The 17668-nt window shown below is 57.6% G+C and carries 18 protein-coding genes; 10 read left to right on the forward strand and 8 right to left on the reverse strand.

Annotation, left to right across the window (positions count from 1 at the left end; all coding sequences use genetic code 11):
- Window positions 1-378 precede the first annotated feature (378 nt).
- Genes ACJBF3_RS02110 through ACJBF3_RS02120 form a run of 3 tightly spaced genes read left to right on the forward strand, consistent with a single transcriptional unit; the run spans window position 379 to window position 2089 of the window.
- Entirely contained in the window at window positions 379-729 is a 351-nt protein-coding gene (locus ACJBF3_RS02110) for an ArsC family reductase (RefSeq protein WP_045325919.1), read from the forward strand.
- A gap of 10 nt (window positions 730-739) precedes the next feature.
- Window positions 740-1867, forward strand: a complete 1128-nt coding sequence (gene dapE, locus ACJBF3_RS02115) for a succinyl-diaminopimelate desuccinylase (protein ID WP_045325921.1) — start codon at window positions 740-742, stop codon at window positions 1865-1867.
- 24 nt (window positions 1868-1891) lie between these two features.
- Window positions 1892-2089, forward strand: coding sequence for a YpfN family protein (locus ACJBF3_RS02120; protein WP_008501627.1), 198 nt, complete (start codon window positions 1892-1894; stop codon window positions 2087-2089).
- Window positions 2090-2128: 39 nt separating this feature from the next.
- On the opposite strand, the gene ypfH is transcribed toward ACJBF3_RS02120, so the two are convergent.
- The 6 genes from ypfH to dapA form a co-directional block, all read right to left on the reverse strand.
- Complete coding sequence (gene ypfH / locus ACJBF3_RS02125; RefSeq protein ID WP_045325923.1) at window positions 2129-2824, reverse strand: esterase; 696 nt, start codon at window positions 2822-2824, stop codon at window positions 2129-2131.
- Window positions 2825-2897: 73 nt separating this feature from the next.
- Window positions 2898-4844 (reverse strand): tRNA(Met) cytidine acetyltransferase TmcA, encoded by a 1947-nt coding sequence (locus tag ACJBF3_RS02130; protein ID WP_045325926.1) that lies wholly within the window; start codon window positions 4842-4844, stop codon window positions 2898-2900.
- The gene (locus ACJBF3_RS02135) at window positions 4844-5713 is read right to left on the reverse strand and encodes a neutral zinc metallopeptidase (RefSeq protein WP_045325928.1); all 870 of its coding nucleotides are present in this window, start codon (window positions 5711-5713) and stop codon (window positions 4844-4846) included. Before ACJBF3_RS02135 ends, ACJBF3_RS02130 begins: the two co-directional genes overlap by 1 nt.
- Before the next feature lie 120 nt (window positions 5714-5833).
- On the reverse strand, window positions 5834-6547 hold the full coding sequence (gene purC / locus ACJBF3_RS02140; protein WP_045325929.1) for a phosphoribosylaminoimidazolesuccinocarboxamide synthase: 714 nt from the start codon (window positions 6545-6547) through the stop codon (window positions 5834-5836).
- A 109-nt stretch (window positions 6548-6656) separates the two neighbouring features.
- Window positions 6657-7691 (reverse strand): outer membrane protein assembly factor BamC, encoded by a 1035-nt coding sequence (gene bamC / locus ACJBF3_RS02145; RefSeq protein WP_045325930.1) that lies wholly within the window; start codon window positions 7689-7691, stop codon window positions 6657-6659.
- A gap of 16 nt (window positions 7692-7707) precedes the next feature.
- Window positions 7708-8586, reverse strand: a complete 879-nt coding sequence (dapA, locus tag ACJBF3_RS02150) for a 4-hydroxy-tetrahydrodipicolinate synthase (RefSeq protein ID WP_045325931.1) — start codon at window positions 8584-8586, stop codon at window positions 7708-7710.
- Between the two features lie 145 nt (window positions 8587-8731).
- On the opposite strand from dapA, the gene ACJBF3_RS02155 reads away from it, so the two are divergent.
- Together ACJBF3_RS02155 and bcp are read left to right on the forward strand one after the other, a co-directional pair.
- Window positions 8732-9301 carry a glycine cleavage system transcriptional repressor gene (locus ACJBF3_RS02155; protein WP_045325933.1) on the forward strand — a complete coding sequence of 190 codons (570 nt, stop codon included), beginning with the start codon at window positions 8732-8734 and terminating at the stop codon, window positions 9299-9301.
- Window positions 9301-9771: a thioredoxin-dependent thiol peroxidase gene (bcp, locus tag ACJBF3_RS02160; protein ID WP_014171119.1), complete on the forward strand. Its 471-nt coding sequence runs from the start codon at window positions 9301-9303 to the stop codon at window positions 9769-9771. Before ACJBF3_RS02155 ends, bcp begins: the two co-directional genes overlap by 1 nt.
- Before the next feature lie 83 nt (window positions 9772-9854).
- On the opposite strand, the gene ACJBF3_RS02165 is transcribed toward bcp, so the two are convergent.
- Entirely contained in the window at window positions 9855-10919 is a 1065-nt protein-coding gene (locus ACJBF3_RS02165; protein ID WP_045325936.1) for an AI-2E family transporter, read from the reverse strand.
- Window positions 10920-11140: 221 nt separating this feature from the next.
- Here ACJBF3_RS02165 and bepA point away from each other — a divergent pair, with 221 nt between their 5' ends.
- Window positions 11141-12604, forward strand: coding sequence for a beta-barrel assembly-enhancing protease (gene bepA / locus ACJBF3_RS02170; RefSeq protein WP_045325938.1), 1464 nt, complete (start codon window positions 11141-11143; stop codon window positions 12602-12604).
- A 13-nt stretch (window positions 12605-12617) separates the two neighbouring features.
- Window positions 12618-12974 carry an arsenate reductase (glutaredoxin) gene (arsC, locus tag ACJBF3_RS02175; protein ID WP_045325940.1) on the forward strand — a complete coding sequence of 119 codons (357 nt, stop codon included), beginning with the start codon at window positions 12618-12620 and terminating at the stop codon, window positions 12972-12974.
- Here the strand turns inward: arsC and ACJBF3_RS02180 are convergent.
- Window positions 12971-13795: an XRE family transcriptional regulator gene (locus ACJBF3_RS02180; protein ID WP_406544663.1), complete on the reverse strand. Its 825-nt coding sequence runs from the start codon at window positions 13793-13795 to the stop codon at window positions 12971-12973. The genes arsC and ACJBF3_RS02180 overlap by 4 nt on opposite strands.
- A 146-nt stretch (window positions 13796-13941) precedes the next feature.
- Here ACJBF3_RS02180 and celB point away from each other — a divergent pair, with 146 nt between their 5' ends.
- The 3 genes from celB to ACJBF3_RS02195 are packed head-to-tail and all read left to right on the forward strand — an operon-like array spanning window position 13942 to window position 17639.
- A complete protein-coding gene (gene celB, locus ACJBF3_RS02185) occupies window positions 13942-15261 on the forward strand; it encodes a PTS cellobiose transporter subunit IIC (RefSeq protein ID WP_045325944.1) in 1320 nt (439 codons plus the stop codon).
- Window positions 15262-15264: 3 nt separating this feature from the next.
- Window positions 15265-16221 carry a N(4)-(beta-N-acetylglucosaminyl)-L-asparaginase gene (locus ACJBF3_RS02190; protein WP_045325945.1) on the forward strand — a complete coding sequence of 319 codons (957 nt, stop codon included), beginning with the start codon at window positions 15265-15267 and terminating at the stop codon, window positions 16219-16221.
- Complete coding sequence (locus ACJBF3_RS02195; RefSeq protein WP_406544686.1) at window positions 16221-17639, forward strand: leucyl aminopeptidase family protein; 1419 nt, start codon at window positions 16221-16223, stop codon at window positions 17637-17639. The genes ACJBF3_RS02190 and ACJBF3_RS02195 overlap by 1 nt, the downstream gene beginning before the upstream one ends.
- Window positions 17640-17668: the final 29 nt, after the last annotated feature.

Here is a 17668-nt window from a genome sequence, read left to right on the forward strand (position 1 = left end):
TCTTATTATTATGGGCATTCTACAAAAACGGACCATCGTTGTGAAGACTATTTAACCAATTGCTGTGATTGTACCCCACGTCCTGCGGGGATTTATGATAAATATGAACGGAGTGACCTCAATTTTTTGTGACGGCCAGCAATATTTTGAAATAACCCTGCGGACGGGTGAGTTTTATTTTATTTGCTGAGTTTATTAGGTTTTTAAAGTTTATGGACTTCTATGCTTAAATGATGAAAGAATATTCAGCGTACAGTTGTGAGTCGAATTAAGAAGACTCGTTAATCCAGACAATTCCTGAATGTGTTATATTCCATTTAAGGATATATCGTCGAATTTACTGAACATTTAATTATCAGAACATCAAAAGGATCCATCATGGTTGTGATGTACGGCATTAAAAATTGCGACACCATCAAAAAAGCCCGCCGCTGGCTGGAAGCCAACAGCGTGGAGTACCGCTTCCACGATTACCGTGCCGATGGGCTTGATGCAGAATTTCTGCATAGCGCTATTCGCGAGCTGGGCTGGGAAGCGCTGCTGAACACCCGCGGCACCACCTGGCGTAAACTGGACGAATCCCTGCGCGCCAGCATCAAAGATGCCGACAGCGCGGCCAAACTGATGCTCGACATGCCGGCAATTATCAAACGCCCATTGCTCTGCGCGCCTGGGCAGCCTATGCTGCTGGGTTTCAGTGAAACCCTTTATTCCGACTTTTTTCGTTGAGGTGTAGTTTATGTCATGCCCGGTCATTGAGCTGACTCAGCAGCTTATTCGCCGTCCTTCCCTTAGCCCGGACGACGCAGGTTGTCAGGCGCTTATGATTGAACGCCTGCGTGCCATCGGTTTTACCGTTGAACGCATGGATTTTGGCGATACCCAGAACTTCTGGGCGTGGCGCGGTCAGGGCGAAACGCTGGCCTTTGCCGGGCATACCGACGTCGTTCCCGCCGGCGACGCGGATCGCTGGATTAACCCGCCGTTTGAGCCGACCATTCGCGATGGCATGCTGTTTGGTCGCGGCGCGGCAGACATGAAAGGCTCTCTGGCGGCAATGGTCGTGGCGGCAGAGCGCTTCGTGGCGCAGCATCCGAACCACACAAACCGTCTCGCGTTTTTAATCACCTCCGACGAAGAAGCCAGCGCGCACAACGGTACCGTGAAGGTCGTTGAAGCGCTGATGGCGCGCAACGAGCGTCTGGACTACTGCCTGGTCGGCGAGCCGTCCAGTACCGAGGTGGTGGGCGATGTGGTTAAAAACGGACGCCGTGGTTCGCTGACCTGTAACCTCACCATTCACGGCGTGCAGGGGCACGTTGCTTATCCGCATCTGGCCGATAACCCGGTCCATCGCGCCGCGCCGATGCTGAGCGAGCTGGTGGCGATTGAGTGGGATAAGGGCAACGAGTTCTTCCCGCCGACCAGCATGCAGATTGCAAACGTCAAGGCCGGAACCGGCAGCAACAACGTGATCCCGGGGGACTTCTTCGTCCAGTTCAACTTCCGCTTCAGCACCGAGCTGACCGATGAAATGATTAAAGCCCGCGTGATCGCCCTGCTGGAAAAATATGAGCTGCGCTATAGCCTGGACTGGTGGCTTTCCGGCCAGCCGTTCCTGACGCAGCGCGGCAAACTGGTGGATGCGGTGGTGAACGCCATCGAGCACTATAATGAAATTAAGCCACAGCTGCTGACAACGGGTGGCACCTCAGACGGACGCTTTATCGCCCGTATGGGCGCTCAGGTTGTCGAACTGGGTCCAGTGAACGCAACCATTCATAAAATAAATGAGTGTGTCAATGCGGCAGATTTGCAACTGCTGGCCCGCATGTATCAACGTATTATGGAGCAACTCGTCGCCTGACGAACGCTCTGAGAGGAATAGCGAATGGATTGGCTTTCAAAGTACTGGTGGGTTCTGGTGTTGGTTTTTCTGGTTGGCGTACTGCTGAACGTGATTAAAGACCTTAAGCGCGTTGACCATAAAAAATTTCTCGCCAACAAACCGGATCTTCCCCCGCACCGTGATTTTAACGACAAGTGGGACGATGACGACGACTGGCCGAAGAAGGACCAGAAGAAGTAATCGATCCGATTTCCCCTCTCCCTGGGAGAGGGGGAAGAATCACATAAACTCTACAATATCATCGTTATCCGGCTTGCCGCCGCTGAGCGCTTCATCAAAGTAGTGTTTCGGCACGGTATAGCGCAAACGATCGAGCGCGAACTGCATGCTGCGGTCGTCGATCGCATGGCCCAGGTCGTCAACGATATCCAGCGTCACATCCCCGCCTTCGCGAATCAGCGCTTCCTGCGCGTCAACCGCATGCGAGAGCTCAATCACCCGGTCTTCACCGCCGTGAATCAGGTGGATCGTAGTCTGCGTGGTCGCGCTCGTCGGCAGCGTCGCAAAGCGGCCGTTAAACGCGATCACCCGCGAAGCCAGACCCGGCTGCGCTTTTACGCTTTCCAGGGACATGATAGAGCCCTGCGAGAAGCCAATCAGTGCGGTCGCGTCGGCTCCTACGCCGCTCTGCTGCTGCCAGTAGCGCACAACGTCGATAAAGGTCGGCATGATGGCGTCGATGCGCGCCTGACGGTTCTCTTCCGTTACGCCCTGAACCGAGAACCACTGCCGCCCGTTCGGGCCGCATGGCTCTACGCCACCGATGCTGACAATCAGTGCCTCCGGGAAAACGGGCGCAAACCAGCTGCCGATCTGCCCCATATTGACGGCATTATCGCCAACGCCATGAAACAGAAGCAGCAACTGTTTAGCCGGTTTGTCAGGGCTTTGAACAACAAAATGGTCGTGTTTCATGGTGGTCTCCTTAATAGATGACCTGGATTCTACGCCTCCCGGCGGGAATGACCATGCCACTTTACTGAAGAAGTCATTGAAAAAATTGCCATTGCAAAATGTCGTCCTTCACCTGCTGGCAGCGCGGATAGTCAAGGCTTTCAAGCGCTTGCGCGGCTTCACTGCGCAGCTTCGCCAGCAGCGCTTTTCGCCCGCCCTCTTCCGTTTTGCCTGCCATTTTCCCCCGCAGGACCGGAAGCGGCAGATCCACGGCGAGCAACAGCCGCGTCAGCGCGGCAACCGAGGTTGAAAACGCGCGATGCGCAAAAGCAAATCCCGCCAGCTCCAGCCAGTCGTCATTATTAAGGGTAGCTTCCCAGCCGTCTGTCACGGGGATCTTTTCATTGTTCCAGGCCGACAGGACGCGCATATCCCGGCACAAACGCTGGTGCTCCTGGGCGCACAGCCGGTGTCCGGCCTCGCTCAGCGGGAGCAGCGCCATCGCGGTGTAGCAGCCGCTGCTGGCTTCCCGATGGCTGCCCATCCGCACCAGCACAAACCCGCACTGCTGCCAGAAGCGCCACAGCGCGTCGGTATAACCAAAGCTCACCGAGAGATAATCTTCTCCGCTGGCGCTACGGATAAGCCGTTGCCCGATGCCTTCCCGCTGGCGCAGGGGATGGACCGCAATGCGGCTCACCCGTCGCCCTTTCAGCGTTGCTGCGAGAGGCGAGCCGCCGTGCGCCGCCAGCGACTGCGCCACGAGATTCCCGCGCGGACGGCGGTATCCCGCCCACACGGCGCGGCTAAGCTCAGGTGACAACCCGCCCTCGTCCACCAGCCAAAGCGCGCCCGCGATATCAGCCCCCGCGTCCGCAACGGCAAAGTGCTGGCCAGGAGCGTCCATCATCCGGCGTAAATCGAGCGGTGAAGTACGGTAGTGCGCGGCGCACAGCAGTTCATATACGCCTGCCACGCGTGCCGGGTCACTCTCCCAGATCCGCGGATCCAGCGGCCTTATACGCACCTCGCCTTCCGGTTTGCGGTCGATAAGCGCATCATCAAATAACAGAGCATTCGCCACGAACCGCTCAAGCGGACACCCGGCAGCCCAGCGAATGGGGGTCGACAGGGCATAATGCTGCAACCCGCTGAAACGGGCGCAGAACTTCAGCAGGAACCCCCTGCCCGTGCCCTCATAGCCCTGAACCGTGGTGGTCAACAGCACGCGCGGAAAACGTATTACCAGCTTCTCCAGCAGCGGGCCGGGGATGGCTGCCGCTTCATCGACAATTAGCCAGTCGGCCTGCAGCGAAGAAGCCAGCAGCGCGTCAGGTGCCATAAAATGAAAACGCTCGCCCGCAAAGCGGGCGATGACGTCCGTGGCGCCTTTCGCCGGCGCCGTCACCACTGCACTGCCCGCAATGCGGCTGAGCAGCATTCCCGCCAGCGCTGACTTTCCGCGCCCGCGGGCAGCCGTTACGGCTGCGATGCCCGCAGGCATGGTCAGAAGCGCGTCGAGGATCTCCGCCTGCTCGCGCTCCGGCGCGCCGCTGGCAGGCTGCCAGGCGGGTAAATCGGGTACGGCGGGAAGCGTCAGAGGGCGATGCTGATGCCAGAGGATCGCATCCGAATCGGCGGCAAGCGTCCGGCAGAAGTGGTGAACAAAGTGCGGGGTGGCAATCGGCTCCGCGCTGTCGCTCCAGCGCACCGAATCGCTATCGGGCCTGTCGGCCCAGACGGCGAGAGGCGGAACCAGCAGCACCAGAAGGCTTCCGGCACGCAGCGTGCCGCTGAGCGCGGCGAACGCTGAGACGTCAAACCCCGCGCGCGCGTCAAAAACGGCGTGCAGGTATTCGCGTCCCAGCAGTCCACTGAGGGCCTTAGACGGGTTTTCCGCCAGCCACGGCCAGTCTCCCGGTAAGGCATCCCGCAGGGCTGTCGCCTGGCTGAGCGTCCACCACTCATCGCCCGTAAGCACCACCAGACGGCGGTGCCCGGTACGCTCAAGCTCGCGTATCAGATGTTCAAACGGCACCATCACATGGCTTTGCCGAAGGTATTACACTGGGCCGGGTCGCCGCTGTCGAAGCCGCGCTTAAACCAGCTGTAGCGCTGCTGCGAGGTACCGTGAGTGAAGCTGTCCGGCACGACGCGCCCCTGGCTCTGCTGCTGAAGACGATCGTCACCGATAGCCTGAGCGGCATTCAGCGCCTCCTCAAGATCGCCGGATTCCAGCACGCCCTGCTGCTGCATGCTGTGACCCCAGACGCCCGCGAAGCAGTCCGCCTGCAGCTCCATCTTGACGGACAGGCGGTTCACTTCAGTCTGAGAAGCATTCTGCTGCAGCTGGCGCACTTTTGGCTCAATGCCCAGCAGCTTCTGCACGTGGTGGCCGACTTCATGCGCAATCACGTAGCCCTGGGCAAAATCACCGTCAGCGCCAAGCTTGCGTTTCATGTCATCGTAAAAAGAGAGATCGATATAGACGGTACTATCTGCCGGGCAGTAGAACGGCCCCATCACGGACTGCCCGGTGCCGCATCCGGTGCGGGTTGCGCCCCGGTACATCACCAGCTTCGGCTGCTGGTAGGTACGCCCCATCTTCTCGAAAAGCTGACTCCAGGTATCTTCAGTCGTCGCGAGAATAACAGAGGTAAATTTGGCGGCTTCATCTTCATTCGGGCTGATGGAGCGCTGGGAATGCTGCTGCTGTTGCAGCGGCTGGCCGGTCATTAGCCCGGTGAGATCGACGCCGTAGTAACCTGCGACTAACACCACAATCAGCAGGATGATCCCGCCCTTGCCGCTAGGTAACCGGAAGCCGGGCCCACCCATTGAAGGCCCGCCGCCGCCATCGCTGCGCCTGTCTTCTACATTGTCACTTTCACGACGCCCTTGCCAGCGCATAACCACCTCGAACTATTCCATTTATAATAGCTATGATCGTAGGCGGTTAACGGCAAGATTACCATAGGAAACAAGGGTAAGACGCCAAAGGATGAGAACATCCTTTGGCAAGTGAGGGAGTTAGTCGAGCTTAACGCCTAAACGGTGAGCAACCGCTTCGTACGCTTCAATCAGGCCGCCCAGGCTCTGACGGAAGCGGTCTTTGTCCATTTTATTCAGGGTTTCTTTATCCCACAGGCGGCTGCCGTCCGGCGAGAACTCGTCGCCCAGCACCACTTCGCCTTTGAACAGACCAAACTCCAGCTTGAAGTCGACGAGGATCAGGCCCGCGTCATCAAACAGCTTTTTCAGCACGTCGTTGGCTTTGTAGGTCAGCTCTTTCATGCGCGCCAGGTTCTCTTTGTTCACCCAGCCGAAGGTTTCGCAGTAGGAGTCATTCACCATCGGATCGTGCATGGCATCGTTTTTCAGGAACAGGTCGAACAGCGGTGGATTCAGCTCGATGCCTTCTTCAATGCCCAGACGCTTCACCAGGGAGCCTGCCGCGCGGTTACGAATAACGCACTCAACCGGAACCATATCCAGTTTTTTCACCAGACATTCCGTATCGGACAGCAACGCTTCCATCTGAGTCGGGATACCCGCTTCGGCCAGTTTGGTCATAATGAAGTGGTTGAACTTGTTGTTCACCATGCCTTTACGATCGAACTGCTCAATGCGTGCGCCATCCCCTGCTGACGTATCATTGCGGAACTCGAGCACCAACAGATCCGGGTTTTCCGTGCTGTATACGGTCTTCGCTTTGCCACGATACAACTCAGCTTGCTTCTGCATCTTCATTACTCCTGGTGTGATGATTGGTGTTCAAAACTGGGCATATTATGCCACGCACACGTTTGCGTAGCACGAAAATAAAAAGGGCTGGATTCACCAGCCCTCGTATTTATTTGCTGAATGCTGCCTGGAAGACAGCGACCAGCGCATCGTTCTGCGACTGGGTCAGCGTGTGACCTTTTGGATCGATAAACTGCAGGCTACTGCGGTTATCAAGGTCGCCAACCTGAATTTTGTAGTCACCGGAGGCAAGCTGAGGATCTTTCGCGCCCAGTTCCTGCCACGCGCTGTCGGAGAGCGGCTTATAGGTTGCCGTCATGCTGCCGGTTGAACGCGTGCTGTCTGTCACCTTCATGCCCACTTTTTCCAGCGTCGCTGGCAGACGCTGCCAGGTCTGGTTAAACGGCGCACGCACCACCAGCATTGGCAGGCCGGTATCATCCGCACCGCTCTGGACATCGAAGGTCACACCGTTGCGGCTTTGCGCTGCGTTGGCGGCTTCTGTCGCGGTCTTATCCAGACCCGCAGCAATGACGTTCAGCATTTCGGTGCTGTAACGCTGCAGGGACGCGGCATCCGCAACCGGTTTACCCGCCTGCTCAAGGTTCAACAGCTTAACGTTAACCGCCTGCTGATAACCCTGTGGCTTAACGGAGACTTGATAGCGACCGCGGTACTGCTGATCTTCATCCAGACGGTTCCATTCGATCCAGTCGGTGGTTAACGTCTGGCTGGCGTCATCGCGTTTATCGATGGTGTAGTTCTTCGACTGAATGACGCTGACAACCTGCGGCCACAGATTGCTACCGCGCGCGCTCTCAACCATCAGAGACGCCGTATCACCGGTGAACTGGGTACGCGCCCCGTTGACCAGCGCCAGAGGCTGTGCTGGTGGACGAATATCAAGCGCTTTACCGACCAGGCCGCTGCCGTTGGTCACGGGAATATTATAATCGCCGTTCTGAATCGGCAGGATCATCCCCGCCGGAGCGTGAAGTTCAGCAAGCGGGGTCGCATCCAGATAGGATTCATCACCGCTCACCTGGCGCTTGTAGCGCGAGTCTGAACTACAGGCAGCGAGCAGCATAACAAGCGAAACACTCGCAACCTTCGCCAGGCGCGACTTCTGTACTGAATAAGCCATCAAATCTCCCTAAACTCTACAGCAAACCGGCATGCTTCAGCGCTGCCCTGACGATATCACGACCGTGGTCGGTAATCGGCGTCATTGGCAGACGCAGCGTATCGGTTGCTACAAGCCCCAACTCCTTACATGCCCATTTCACTGGGATCGGATTGGGTTCGACAAATAATTTATTGTGCAGCGGCATCAGACGCTGATTAATCACGCGCGCTTCATCAAAGTGACCGGCTGCGGCCAGTTTGCACATTTCCGCCATGTCGCGCGCCGCAACGTTTGCCGTTACGGAGATCACGCCGTGGCCACCGAGCTGCATAAAGTCCAGCGCGGTCGCATCATCACCACTCAACAGGATAAAGTCGTCTGAAACCAGCTCTTTGATCTGATGAACGCGGCTTAAGTTCCCTGTCGCCTCTTTAATACCGATAATATTTTTTACTTTCGAGAGACGACCAACGGTTTCCGGCAGCATATCGCAACCGGTACGGGACGGCACATTATACAGAATTTGTGGCAAGTCAGTATGTTCAGCGATGGCTTTGAAGTGCTGGAACAAACCTTCCTGAGTAGGACGGTTGTAATAAGGGGTCACCGTCAGACAGCCAACAATGCCGCTGTCGTTAAAACGTTTGGTCAGGCTGATCGCTTCTGCGGTGGCATTCGCGCCTGTGCCCGCGATAACCGGAATACGTCCGTCAGCCAGTTCGAGGGTCAGCATCACTACATCGCCGTGCTCGTCGTGGCTCAGCGTTGCAGATTCACCGGTAGTCCCTACCGAAACGATCGCCGAGGTTCCATTGGCGACATGGTAATCAATCAGCTTCTTCATGCTAGACCGGCAGACGTTACCTTTTTCATCCATCGGTGTTACAAGCGCGACAATACTTCCCGTGAACATGAGCCATCCTCTGTGCGAACAAGAGCCTCAATGGTACGTTTGGAACTGTAATAAAAGCAAGCGACCTGAGGCCCTCAGGCGGTTGTATGCATGTTTTTTTTATGCTTTCCTTAGGAAGACTTAACCATGCAAAGGAAGAACAGGTTTGACAACCTCATCACAACATTACCTGGTTATCACTGCGCTGGGTGCCGACAGGCCGGGTATCGTGAACACCATCACCCGCCACGTAAGCAGCTGCGGCTGTAATATCGAAGACAGCCGTCTGGCGATGCTTGGCGAAGAGTTCACATTTATTATGTTACTTTCCGGGACATGGAACGCCATTACGTTGATTGAATCGACCCTGCCGCTGAAGGGAGCCGAACTGGATTTGCTGATCGTCATGAAGCGCACCACTGCGCGTCCGCGTCCGGCGCTGCCCTCTACTGTCTGGGTGCAGGTTGAAGTGCCTGATTCTCCACATTTGATTGAGCGGTTCACGGCGCTTTTTGACAGCCATCAGATGAATATTGCCGAACTGGTTTCCCGCACGCAGACAGGCGATGACCAGGGTCTTCCGGTGCTGTTTATTCAAATTACCGCCCACAGCCCTGCCTCACAGGATGCGTCAAATATCGAGCAAGCGTTCAAAGCCCTCTGTACAGAATTAAACGCGCAGGGCAGTATAAGCGTCGTCAATTATTCGCAGCACGAACAGGATGGAGTTGAGTAATGAACCCACTGAAAGCCGGTGACATCGCACCGAAATTTAGCCTGCCGGATCAAGACGGCGAGCAAGTAAATTTGACCGACTTCCAGGGACAGCGTGTTCTGGTCTATTTCTACCCGAAAGCCATGACCCCCGGCTGCACCGTACAGGCCTGCGGCTTACGCGACAACATGGACGAGTTGAAGAAAGTCGGCGTGGAAGTGCTGGGTATCAGCACGGATAAACCAGAAAAGCTGTCACGATTTGCTGAAAAAGAGCTGCTGAACTTCACGCTGCTTTCTGATGAAGACCATCAGGTGTGCGAACAGTTCGGGGTCTGGGGCGAGAAGACGTTTATGGGGAAAACCTACGACGGCATTCACCGCATCAGCTTCCTGATTGACGCTGACGGTAAAGTTGAACATGTGTTTGACGACTTCAAAACCAGCAACCACCACGACGTGGTGTTGAACTGGCTGAAACAAAGCGCCTGAAAGTGAGTGTCGGGTGGCGGCTCCGCCTTACCCGACCTACAAGGAAAAGTAGGCCGGGTAAGCGCAGCGCCACCCGGCAAAACCTACTTCTCTTCCACCGCCGGCACATCCGGCCACGCGTGCACCACCGCTTTAATCAGCGTTGCCAGCGGAATGGCAAAGAACACGCCCCAGAATCCCCACAGCCCGCCGAAAATCACTACGGATAAGATAATCACCAGCGGATGCAGGTTGACCGCCTCGGAGAACAGCACCGGTACCAGCAGGTTACCGTCCAGCCCCTGAATAATCAGGTACACCGCGAAGCAGCTCCAGAACTCCGTCCCCAGCCCGAACTGGAACAGCGCGACGCCAACCACCGGAATGGTCACCACAAAAGCGCCGATGTACGGAATCAGGACCGAGAACCCCACCAGCACTGCCAGCAGCAGCGAGTAGTTCAGGCCAAAGATCAGGAAGCCAATCCAGGTCGCCACGCCGACCACAATCATCTCCAGCACCTTGCCGCGAATGTAGTTGGTGATCTGCTGGTTCATCTCTTCCCACACCTGCCCCGCCAGCCCGCGGTTGCGCGGCAGAACACGCCGCACGGCGTTGAGCATCTGGTCTTTATCTTTCACCAGGAAGAAGACCATCAGCGGCACGAGCACAAGGTAAACCGCCAGCGTCAGCAGCCCGACCAGGGAGGCAAGAGAGTACTTCACCACCGAATCGCCCATCGTCATGATGCGGGCGCGCATATTTTCGGCCATCGCGTCAATAATTCCGGCATCCATCAGCGCAGGATAGCGACGCGGCAGCGTGGCGGCGAAATCAGACAGCTTGTTCAGCATGCCGGGCATATCGCGGATCAGGTAAATGCCCTGCTGCCAGGCCACCGGCATCACCACAAAGGCCATTAACAGGAGGATGCCGACAAACAGCACCAGCACGATGCTGGTCGCCCAGCGGCGGGAACAGCCGATGTGTTCCAGGCGCGCCGTTGGCCACTCCAGCAGGTACGCCAGCACAATCGCCACCAGCAGGGGAGCGAGCAGGCCGCTGAAGAAGAACAGAATGCCGAACCCGGCAACCAGAATGACCAGCAGCGCAATGGCCTCCGGGTCGCTGAACCGACGCCGATACCACTGCATTAACATTTCGAGCATACAACCCTTCCCTGAATCGAATGGCGGGAGTGAGACGGTGAATTGTATCTAACTGTCACAAAAAAGACTTTCGCTTTTTGTATCGCTGTCACAATCCGCAAAAGCATGATGAATGGGATTTTCTTCATGCTGCAACACGGCTACACTCGCAGGGCAGCAGTGATGAACGATATGACGCTTCATCGGTCAAATTAGCACATCCAACATACAGGACAGTGGTTATGTTCAGGCAATTGAGAAAAACCCTGGTTGCAACGCTGATTGCCGCGGTGACGGTCGGTCAGGTGTTGCCCGCTTTTGCTGACTCGTCCGATACATTGCCGGACATGGGCACCACGGCAGGAAGCACGCTCTCTATTGGACAAGAGATGCAAATGGGGGATTACTATGTTCGCCAGCTGCGCGGCAGCGCCCCGCTGATTAACGACCCCTTGCTGGTACAGTACATAAACGGGCTGGGGATGCGCCTGGTGGCGCACGCCGATTCGGTTAAAACCCCCTTCCACTTCTATTTAATCAATAATGACGAAATCAACGCCTTCGCCTTCTTTGGCGGTAACGTGGTGCTGCATTCGGCGTTATTCCGTTATTCCGACAACGAAAGCCAGCTGGCCTCGGTGATGGCGCACGAAATTTCGCACGTCACCCAGCGCCACCTGGCGCGCGCCATGGAAGACCAGAAACGTAACGCCCCGCTCACCTGGGTGGGCGCGCTGGGCTCTATTCTGCTCGCTATGGCCAGCCCGCAGGCCGGGATGGCAGCCCTGACCGGTACGCTGGCGGGAACGCGCCAGGGGATGATCAGCTTCACCCAGCAAAACGAACAGGAAGCGGACCGCATCGGGATCCAGGTGCTGCAGCGCTCGGGCTTTGACCCGCAGGCTATGCCGACCTTCCTGGAAAAACTGCTCGATCAGGCGCGTTACTCTTCCCGTCCGCCGGAAATTCTGTTGACCCACCCGCTGCCGGAAAGCCGCCTGTCGGACGCGCGCAACCGCGCCAACCAGATGCGTCCGGTCGTGGTCCAGTCGTCGCAGGATTTCTACATGGCGAAAGTGAGAACGCTCGGCATGTACAATTCCGGGCGTAACCAGCTCACCAGCGACCTGCTGGATACCCTGGCGAAAGGCAACGTGCGCGAAAAAAACGCCGCGCAGTATGGTCAGGCGCTCCAGGCGATGGAAGCCAGCAAATACGATGAGGCGCGGAAAGCGCTGCAGCCGCTGCTGGCAGCCGACCCGAACAACCCGTGGTACCTCGATCTGTCGACGGATATCGATCTGGGGCAGAAGAAAACCGCAGACGCGATCAACCGCCTGAAAGGGGCAAAAGAGGTCCGAACCAACCCGGTACTGCAGCTTAACCTGGCGAACGCTTACTTACAGGGCGGCCAGCCTGGCGAAGCGGCGACCATTCTGAACCGCTACACCTTTAACAATAAAGACGATCAAAACGGCTGGGATTTGCTCGCTCAGGCGGAAGCCCAGCTCGGCAACCGCGATCAGGAGCTGGCGGCGCGTGCCGAAGGTTATGCCCTCGTGGGCCGCCTCGACCAGGCGATTTCCGCGCTCAGCAGCGCCAGCTCGCTGGTCAAGCTCGGCAGCCTCCAGCAGGCCCGCTACGACGCGCGTATCGATCAGCTGCGCGGCCTGCAGCTGCGCTTTAAGCCGTACGAGAAGATGTAATCAAGGAGAAGTCATGACAGACGCGGTTAAAATTTACCATAACCCTCGCTGCTCCAAGAGCCGCGACACCCTCAGCCTGCTGAAGTCTAACGGCGTTGAGCCGGAGGTGGTGCTGTATCTCGATACGCCACCGGACGCACAGACCCTTCGCCAGCTGCTGCATATGCTGGGAATGGGCAGCGCTCGAGATCTGATGCGCCAGAAAGAAGAGCTGTATAAGTCGCTTAATCTGGATGACAGCCGTCTCACCGAGGCGGAGCTGCTCCAGGCGATGGTTGAAAATCCGAAGCTGATTGAGCGCCCGATTGTGGTGGCGAACGGCCAGGCGCGCATTGGACGCCCGCCGGAAGACGTGCTCGAAATCCTCTAACGCCTGTGCCGCAGCGCTTCCAGAAAGGCCTGCGGCGTGCTCTCTCCCAACTTTTTCTGCGCTTTTCCCTGATTGTAAAATTCACACAGCTGGATCAACAGCTCGCCTGCCGGTTTACTGTTCAGACGTGGGATGATTTCACCCAGCGGCAGAGCAACCTGCACGGTGCGGTATGGCTGCGGATGCGCCTTCACGGTGACAGGACGCCCCTCAGCCTTTACTTCTAAGCCAAAAGTCTCAACAGATTGAATATCAGCAGGACAGGCTTCAATCGCCTCGCGTACCCAGCGGGCGAGCAGCTGCGGTAAAATGCCCGCATACAGCCGGGCGTAGCACCAGCCGCTCACGGGTTCACGCGCCCAGAGCAGATGCTGCTCCCCACCGTCGTCCATATGCAGCGACAGAGGCTGATGATGCAGCAGAAGTGTTTGCGGCACGATACCTGCCTTGAGCGCCTTTTTACCCTGCAACCTCGCGCCCTTGTGCTTTACCGAAGCCGGCCTGAGATAGCGGTTCAGGGTCGCGCGGGAGACGGCGATCCCGAGTCCGTCATTGACCATCTGCAGCAGGTCGTCCAGCGGTGCGCCTGTGACATCCCGCAGAGCATTGACCAGCGCAACCTGCTCCTGTCTCATAGCTTTGTGTATCACTTTTGGCGTCGTATGGTTATCAGAAACCTGCTCGCGGTTGCGCCAGCGCCTGACGGTAGTGACTGAAATACCCAGCTCGACGGCCAGCTCTCTGTCGCTTTTATCTGACTGCTGAAGATAGCGACGGATGCGCGGCGTCGTGGTGGCATTAGCGTGCAGTTTAATTTCCATCGCATGATCCTCAGAACTAATCTTATGAGATTTATACTACAACAGCGATTGCTTTGTGACCGATTTCACCTTTCGCTCGCCACGCTTCACTGATAATCCCCAGACATAACACAAACAACACCCCTCAATCTTGTACGGAGTTCACAATGAACAATGTTCTGGGATTTCTTGAAGCAAAACTGATGCCGCTGGCGGCCAAAACGGCCCAGCAGCGCCATCTCGGGGCCATTCGCGGCGCCTACGTATCCTTCATGCCGTTTATTATCGTCGGCTCGATTCTGCTGGTGATTTCGTCGTTCCCTAACCAGGCCTATCAGCAGTTTATGTCTCAGGCCTTTGGTGAGAGCTGGAGCGCCATTATTGAAATTCCGTTCAACGCGGTGTTCTCCACCATGTCGCTGTTCATCAGCTTCCTGGTCGCCTTCCGCCTGGCGGAACACTATGGCGAAGATCGCATCTCCTGCGGCATTCTGGCGCTGGTCGCCTTTCTCATCCTGACGCCCTTTATCAAAGTGGCGGAAAACGGCGGTATCACCGTCATTCCGGTGGAGTGGATTGGCAGCAAGGGGCTGTTCGTGGCGATGATCGGTTCGCTGCTGTGGACCGAGCTATTCTGCTGGCTCAAGCGCAAAAATCTGGTCATTAAAATGCCGGACGGCGTGCCGCCTGCGGTGCAGGAGTCGTTCGCCGCGCTCATCCCGGCGCTGGTGGTGATGATTGTAGTGCTGGGTATTCGCATCGTGTTTGAAAACACCCACTACAGTACCATCCATCAGTTTATTTACGAGGTCGTGGCCACGCCGGTACGCCACTATGGCACCTCTTATTTCGGCGCGCTGATGACCGTATTCAGCATCACCATTCTTTGGTCAGTGGGCATTAACTCCGGCTCGATGATCAACGGCATCATTCGCCCGCTGTGGATGGAGAACCAGACCGACAACATCGCCGCCATTCAGGCAGGCACGACGCCGCCGCACATTATCACCGAGCAGTTTTTTGACATGATCTGGATGGGCGGCGCGGGCGCCACGCTGTCGCTGGTGATTGCGATGCTCATTTTCGCCCGCAGCAAAAACATGCGCGAAGTGGCGCGCCTCGGCGCGGGGGCATCGGTCTTTAACATCAACGAACCGATTCTGTTTGGCCTGCCGGTGATCATGAACCCCATCATGCTTATCCCGTTCAACCTGGTGCCGCTGGTGCTGGTTACCGTGCAGTATGCGGCGATGAAAATTGGCGCGGTCGCCGTCACCACCGGGGTATTTATCCCCTGGACGCTGCCGCCGGTCATCAGCGGCTTTATCGTCACCGGACACCTGAGCGGCAGCGTGATGCAGCTTATCAATCTGCTGATTGGCGCCATGCTGTATTTGCCTTTTATGCGTATCGTGGACAAACAGTACCGCGCGGCGGAAATGACCAGCGTTACGCAAACCGATACCACCCTTGCAAAACAGGAGTAAAGCATGTGGGGAATTATCGCCACCTGGCGAATGGCGCTTGAGGGCGTCACGGAGTCGGCCTCTGCGCTGGCAGCGGGAGAACCGGCCGCAGCAGCGGTGGTGGATGCCGTCGCCGCCGTGGAAGACTTTCCGTTTTATAAATCCGTCGGCTACGGCGGGCTGCCCACCGAAAACGGCGATGTCGAGCTGGACGCGGCGTACATGGACGGCGACACGCTGGCGTTTGGCGCGGTAGGAAATCTGGTGGACATCGCCAACCCGGTGCGCGTGGCGCACGCCCTCAGCCGCCAGCGCTACAACAGCCTGCTGGTCGGCCAGGGCGCGCGGGAATGGGCGCTAAGCCAGGGCTTTGCCGACAAAACCATGCTCACGGAGCGCGCGGTGCAGCACTACCGCAAGCGCTGCCGCGAGACGCTGGATAAAGGCTTAAGCCCCTACGACGGGCATGACACCGTCGGCATTATCGGGCTCGATAAGCAGGGGTCAATGAGCGTCGCCACCTCCACCAGCGGCCTGTTTATGAAAAAACGCGGCCGCATTGGGGATTCCCCCATTATCGGCTCCGGCTTTTACTGCGACAGCGAAACCGGTGCCGCCACCGCCACGGGCGTCGGTGAAGATTTGATGAAAGGCTGCACCAGCTATGAAATCGTCCGCCGGATGGCGCAAGGCATGACGCCGCAGCAGGCCGCGGATTCGGTGGTATTCGAACTGGAAGACAAGCTGATGTCGCGCTTCGGCCGCGCGGGGGATCTCTCCGTGGTGTGCATGAATAACAGGGGCGAATTTGGCGCCGCCACCAACATCAAAACCTTCTCGTTTGTGGTGGCGACGGCTCGCCAGCCCCTCACCGTTTATCGTACCGAGCGTCTGCGCGAGAAAACGCATTATCACGCGGTAGACGATGAGTGGATGCAGGCCTATGCCGCGCGGATCCGCGCGCCGATTGAGGAGTCATGATGATTACCTACCAACTCATTACCGCGCTTTCCGACGCGAAGCCGCAAGGCCATTTCATCGCCCGCCCCCGCTGTGCGCATTTGCCGCAAACTGCGCTTATCGCGGAAATGCGCGAATCCGACAGCATCGCTGACGCCCGCTTTGGCTGCGCCCCGTTTGCCCGGATCACGCTGCTACCCGATGCGCTCTGGCACGATAGCCTGACCGAAGGATTGCTCACCGCGTTGCGTCCGCTGCTGGCCTGCCCCGTGTGTCCCGACCTGGTTCTGGATGTGACCGAAATCGACGACGTCGTGCTGGTACAGGTGCTGCGTTTTCTCTTTAATCTGGATCACCGGCTGAGCGATTTGCAGCTAAAGAAAACCGGCGATGACGTCCGTATCGCGCATATCTCGGCTCTGTGCCTGCCGGAGCAGCAGGCAAAACTGGAAGGAATTTTCCGCCAGCAGCAGGCCATCGCGCGCGGCATGGTCGCGGCGCGTCGTCTGGCAGATATCCCCTCCGACCGCTGTACGCCGCAGTTTGTGGTGGAAGAGGCACAACAGCTTTGTGAGTCCTTCCCCACTCTGCGCTGTGAAGTGCTGAACGAAGAAGAGATTGTCGGGCACGGACTCGGGCTGCTGCACGCCGTGGGCAAAGGGGCGAGCTGCCCGCCACGTCTGCTGGCGATTCATTATGACGGTGCCAAAGACGGCCCGGCGCGCTGCTATGTGGGGAAAGGTATTACCTTCGATACCGGCGGCCTGTGGCTGAAGGAAGGCGCGGGCATGTACACCATGAAATACGACATGTGCGGGGCGGCAAACGTGCTGGGGCTAATGCTGACCGTGGCGGAGCTGGCGCTGCCCGTACGCATAATGGGGGTGCTGGCGCTGGCGGAAAACGCCATCGGACCGGACGCCATGCAGCCCGGCACGGTGGCGACGGCCTGCAACGGCACTACGGTTGAAATTAACAATACCGATGCCGAAGGCAGGCTGGTGCTGGCGGATGCTATCGCCTGGGCCAGCCTGCGCAATCCGCAGGCGCGCTACATTATTGATATGGCTACCTTAACCGGTGCGGTCGTCAAAGCGCTGGGCTATGAGCTGAGCGGGCTGATGACCCAGGATGAACCGCTGCGCGCGGCGCTGACGCGGGCAGGGAAACAGAGCGGTGACGAAGTGTGGTCCCTTCCGCTGGACGCGCGGCTGAAAAAGCAGACCGACAGCGCCATTGCCGATCTGTGCAATACGCCGACCAACAATGCGGCGATCAGCGCCTCGGCCGCGTGGCTGCTGCATCATTTCTGCCCGCCGACAATCCCGTGGGCGCATCTGGATATCAGCGGTACGGCGCTGTGGCGCGAAGGGGGAAGGAGCGTGGCGTCAGGAAGACCAATTCCGCTTTTGGTTGAACACCTGATGGGAGATCTTTAGCCGGGCGACGGCTGCGCCTTACCCGGCCA

The sequence above is a fragment of the Enterobacter sp. PP-008-ECC_S150 genome, from assembly GCF_045257065.1.
Taxonomy (GTDB): Bacteria; Pseudomonadota; Gammaproteobacteria; order Enterobacterales; family Enterobacteriaceae; genus Enterobacter; species Enterobacter chengduensis.

What these genes read in the sequence shown, in the direction of transcription:
- dapE (WP_045325921.1), top strand. Translation starts at nt 740, where the DNA reads ATGTCATGCCCGGTCATTGAGCTGACTCAGCAGCTTATTCGCCGTCCT.
- ACJBF3_RS02180 (WP_406544663.1), bottom strand. Translation starts at nt 13,795, where the DNA reads ATGGAAATTAAACTGCACGCTAATGCCACCACGACGCCGCGCATCCGT.
- ypfH (WP_045325923.1), bottom strand. Translation starts at nt 2,824, where the DNA reads ATGAAACACGACCATTTTGTTGTTCAAAGCCCTGACAAACCGGCTAAA.
- ACJBF3_RS02130 (WP_045325926.1), bottom strand. Translation starts at nt 4,844, where the DNA reads ATGGTGCCGTTTGAACATCTGATACGCGAGCTTGAGCGTACCGGGCAC.
- ACJBF3_RS02190 (WP_045325945.1), top strand. Translation starts at nt 15,265, where the DNA reads ATGTGGGGAATTATCGCCACCTGGCGAATGGCGCTTGAGGGCGTCACG.
- bepA (WP_045325938.1), top strand. Translation starts at nt 11,141, where the DNA reads ATGTTCAGGCAATTGAGAAAAACCCTGGTTGCAACGCTGATTGCCGCG.
- dapA (WP_045325931.1), bottom strand. Translation starts at nt 8,586, where the DNA reads ATGTTCACGGGAAGTATTGTCGCGCTTGTAACACCGATGGATGAAAAA.
- bcp (WP_014171119.1), top strand. Translation starts at nt 9,301, where the DNA reads ATGAACCCACTGAAAGCCGGTGACATCGCACCGAAATTTAGCCTGCCG.
- arsC (WP_045325940.1), top strand. Translation starts at nt 12,618, where the DNA reads ATGACAGACGCGGTTAAAATTTACCATAACCCTCGCTGCTCCAAGAGC.
- ACJBF3_RS02135 (WP_045325928.1), bottom strand. Translation starts at nt 5,713, where the DNA reads ATGCGCTGGCAAGGGCGTCGTGAAAGTGACAATGTAGAAGACAGGCGC.
- ACJBF3_RS02165 (WP_045325936.1), bottom strand. Translation starts at nt 10,919, where the DNA reads ATGCTCGAAATGTTAATGCAGTGGTATCGGCGTCGGTTCAGCGACCCG.
- bamC (WP_045325930.1), bottom strand. Translation starts at nt 7,691, where the DNA reads ATGGCTTATTCAGTACAGAAGTCGCGCCTGGCGAAGGTTGCGAGTGTT.
- celB (WP_045325944.1), top strand. Translation starts at nt 13,942, where the DNA reads ATGAACAATGTTCTGGGATTTCTTGAAGCAAAACTGATGCCGCTGGCG.
- ACJBF3_RS02195 (WP_406544686.1), top strand. Translation starts at nt 16,221, where the DNA reads ATGATTACCTACCAACTCATTACCGCGCTTTCCGACGCGAAGCCGCAA.
- ACJBF3_RS02110 (WP_045325919.1), top strand. Translation starts at nt 379, where the DNA reads ATGGTTGTGATGTACGGCATTAAAAATTGCGACACCATCAAAAAAGCC.
- purC (WP_045325929.1), bottom strand. Translation starts at nt 6,547, where the DNA reads ATGCAGAAGCAAGCTGAGTTGTATCGTGGCAAAGCGAAGACCGTATAC.
- ACJBF3_RS02120 (WP_008501627.1), top strand. Translation starts at nt 1,892, where the DNA reads ATGGATTGGCTTTCAAAGTACTGGTGGGTTCTGGTGTTGGTTTTTCTG.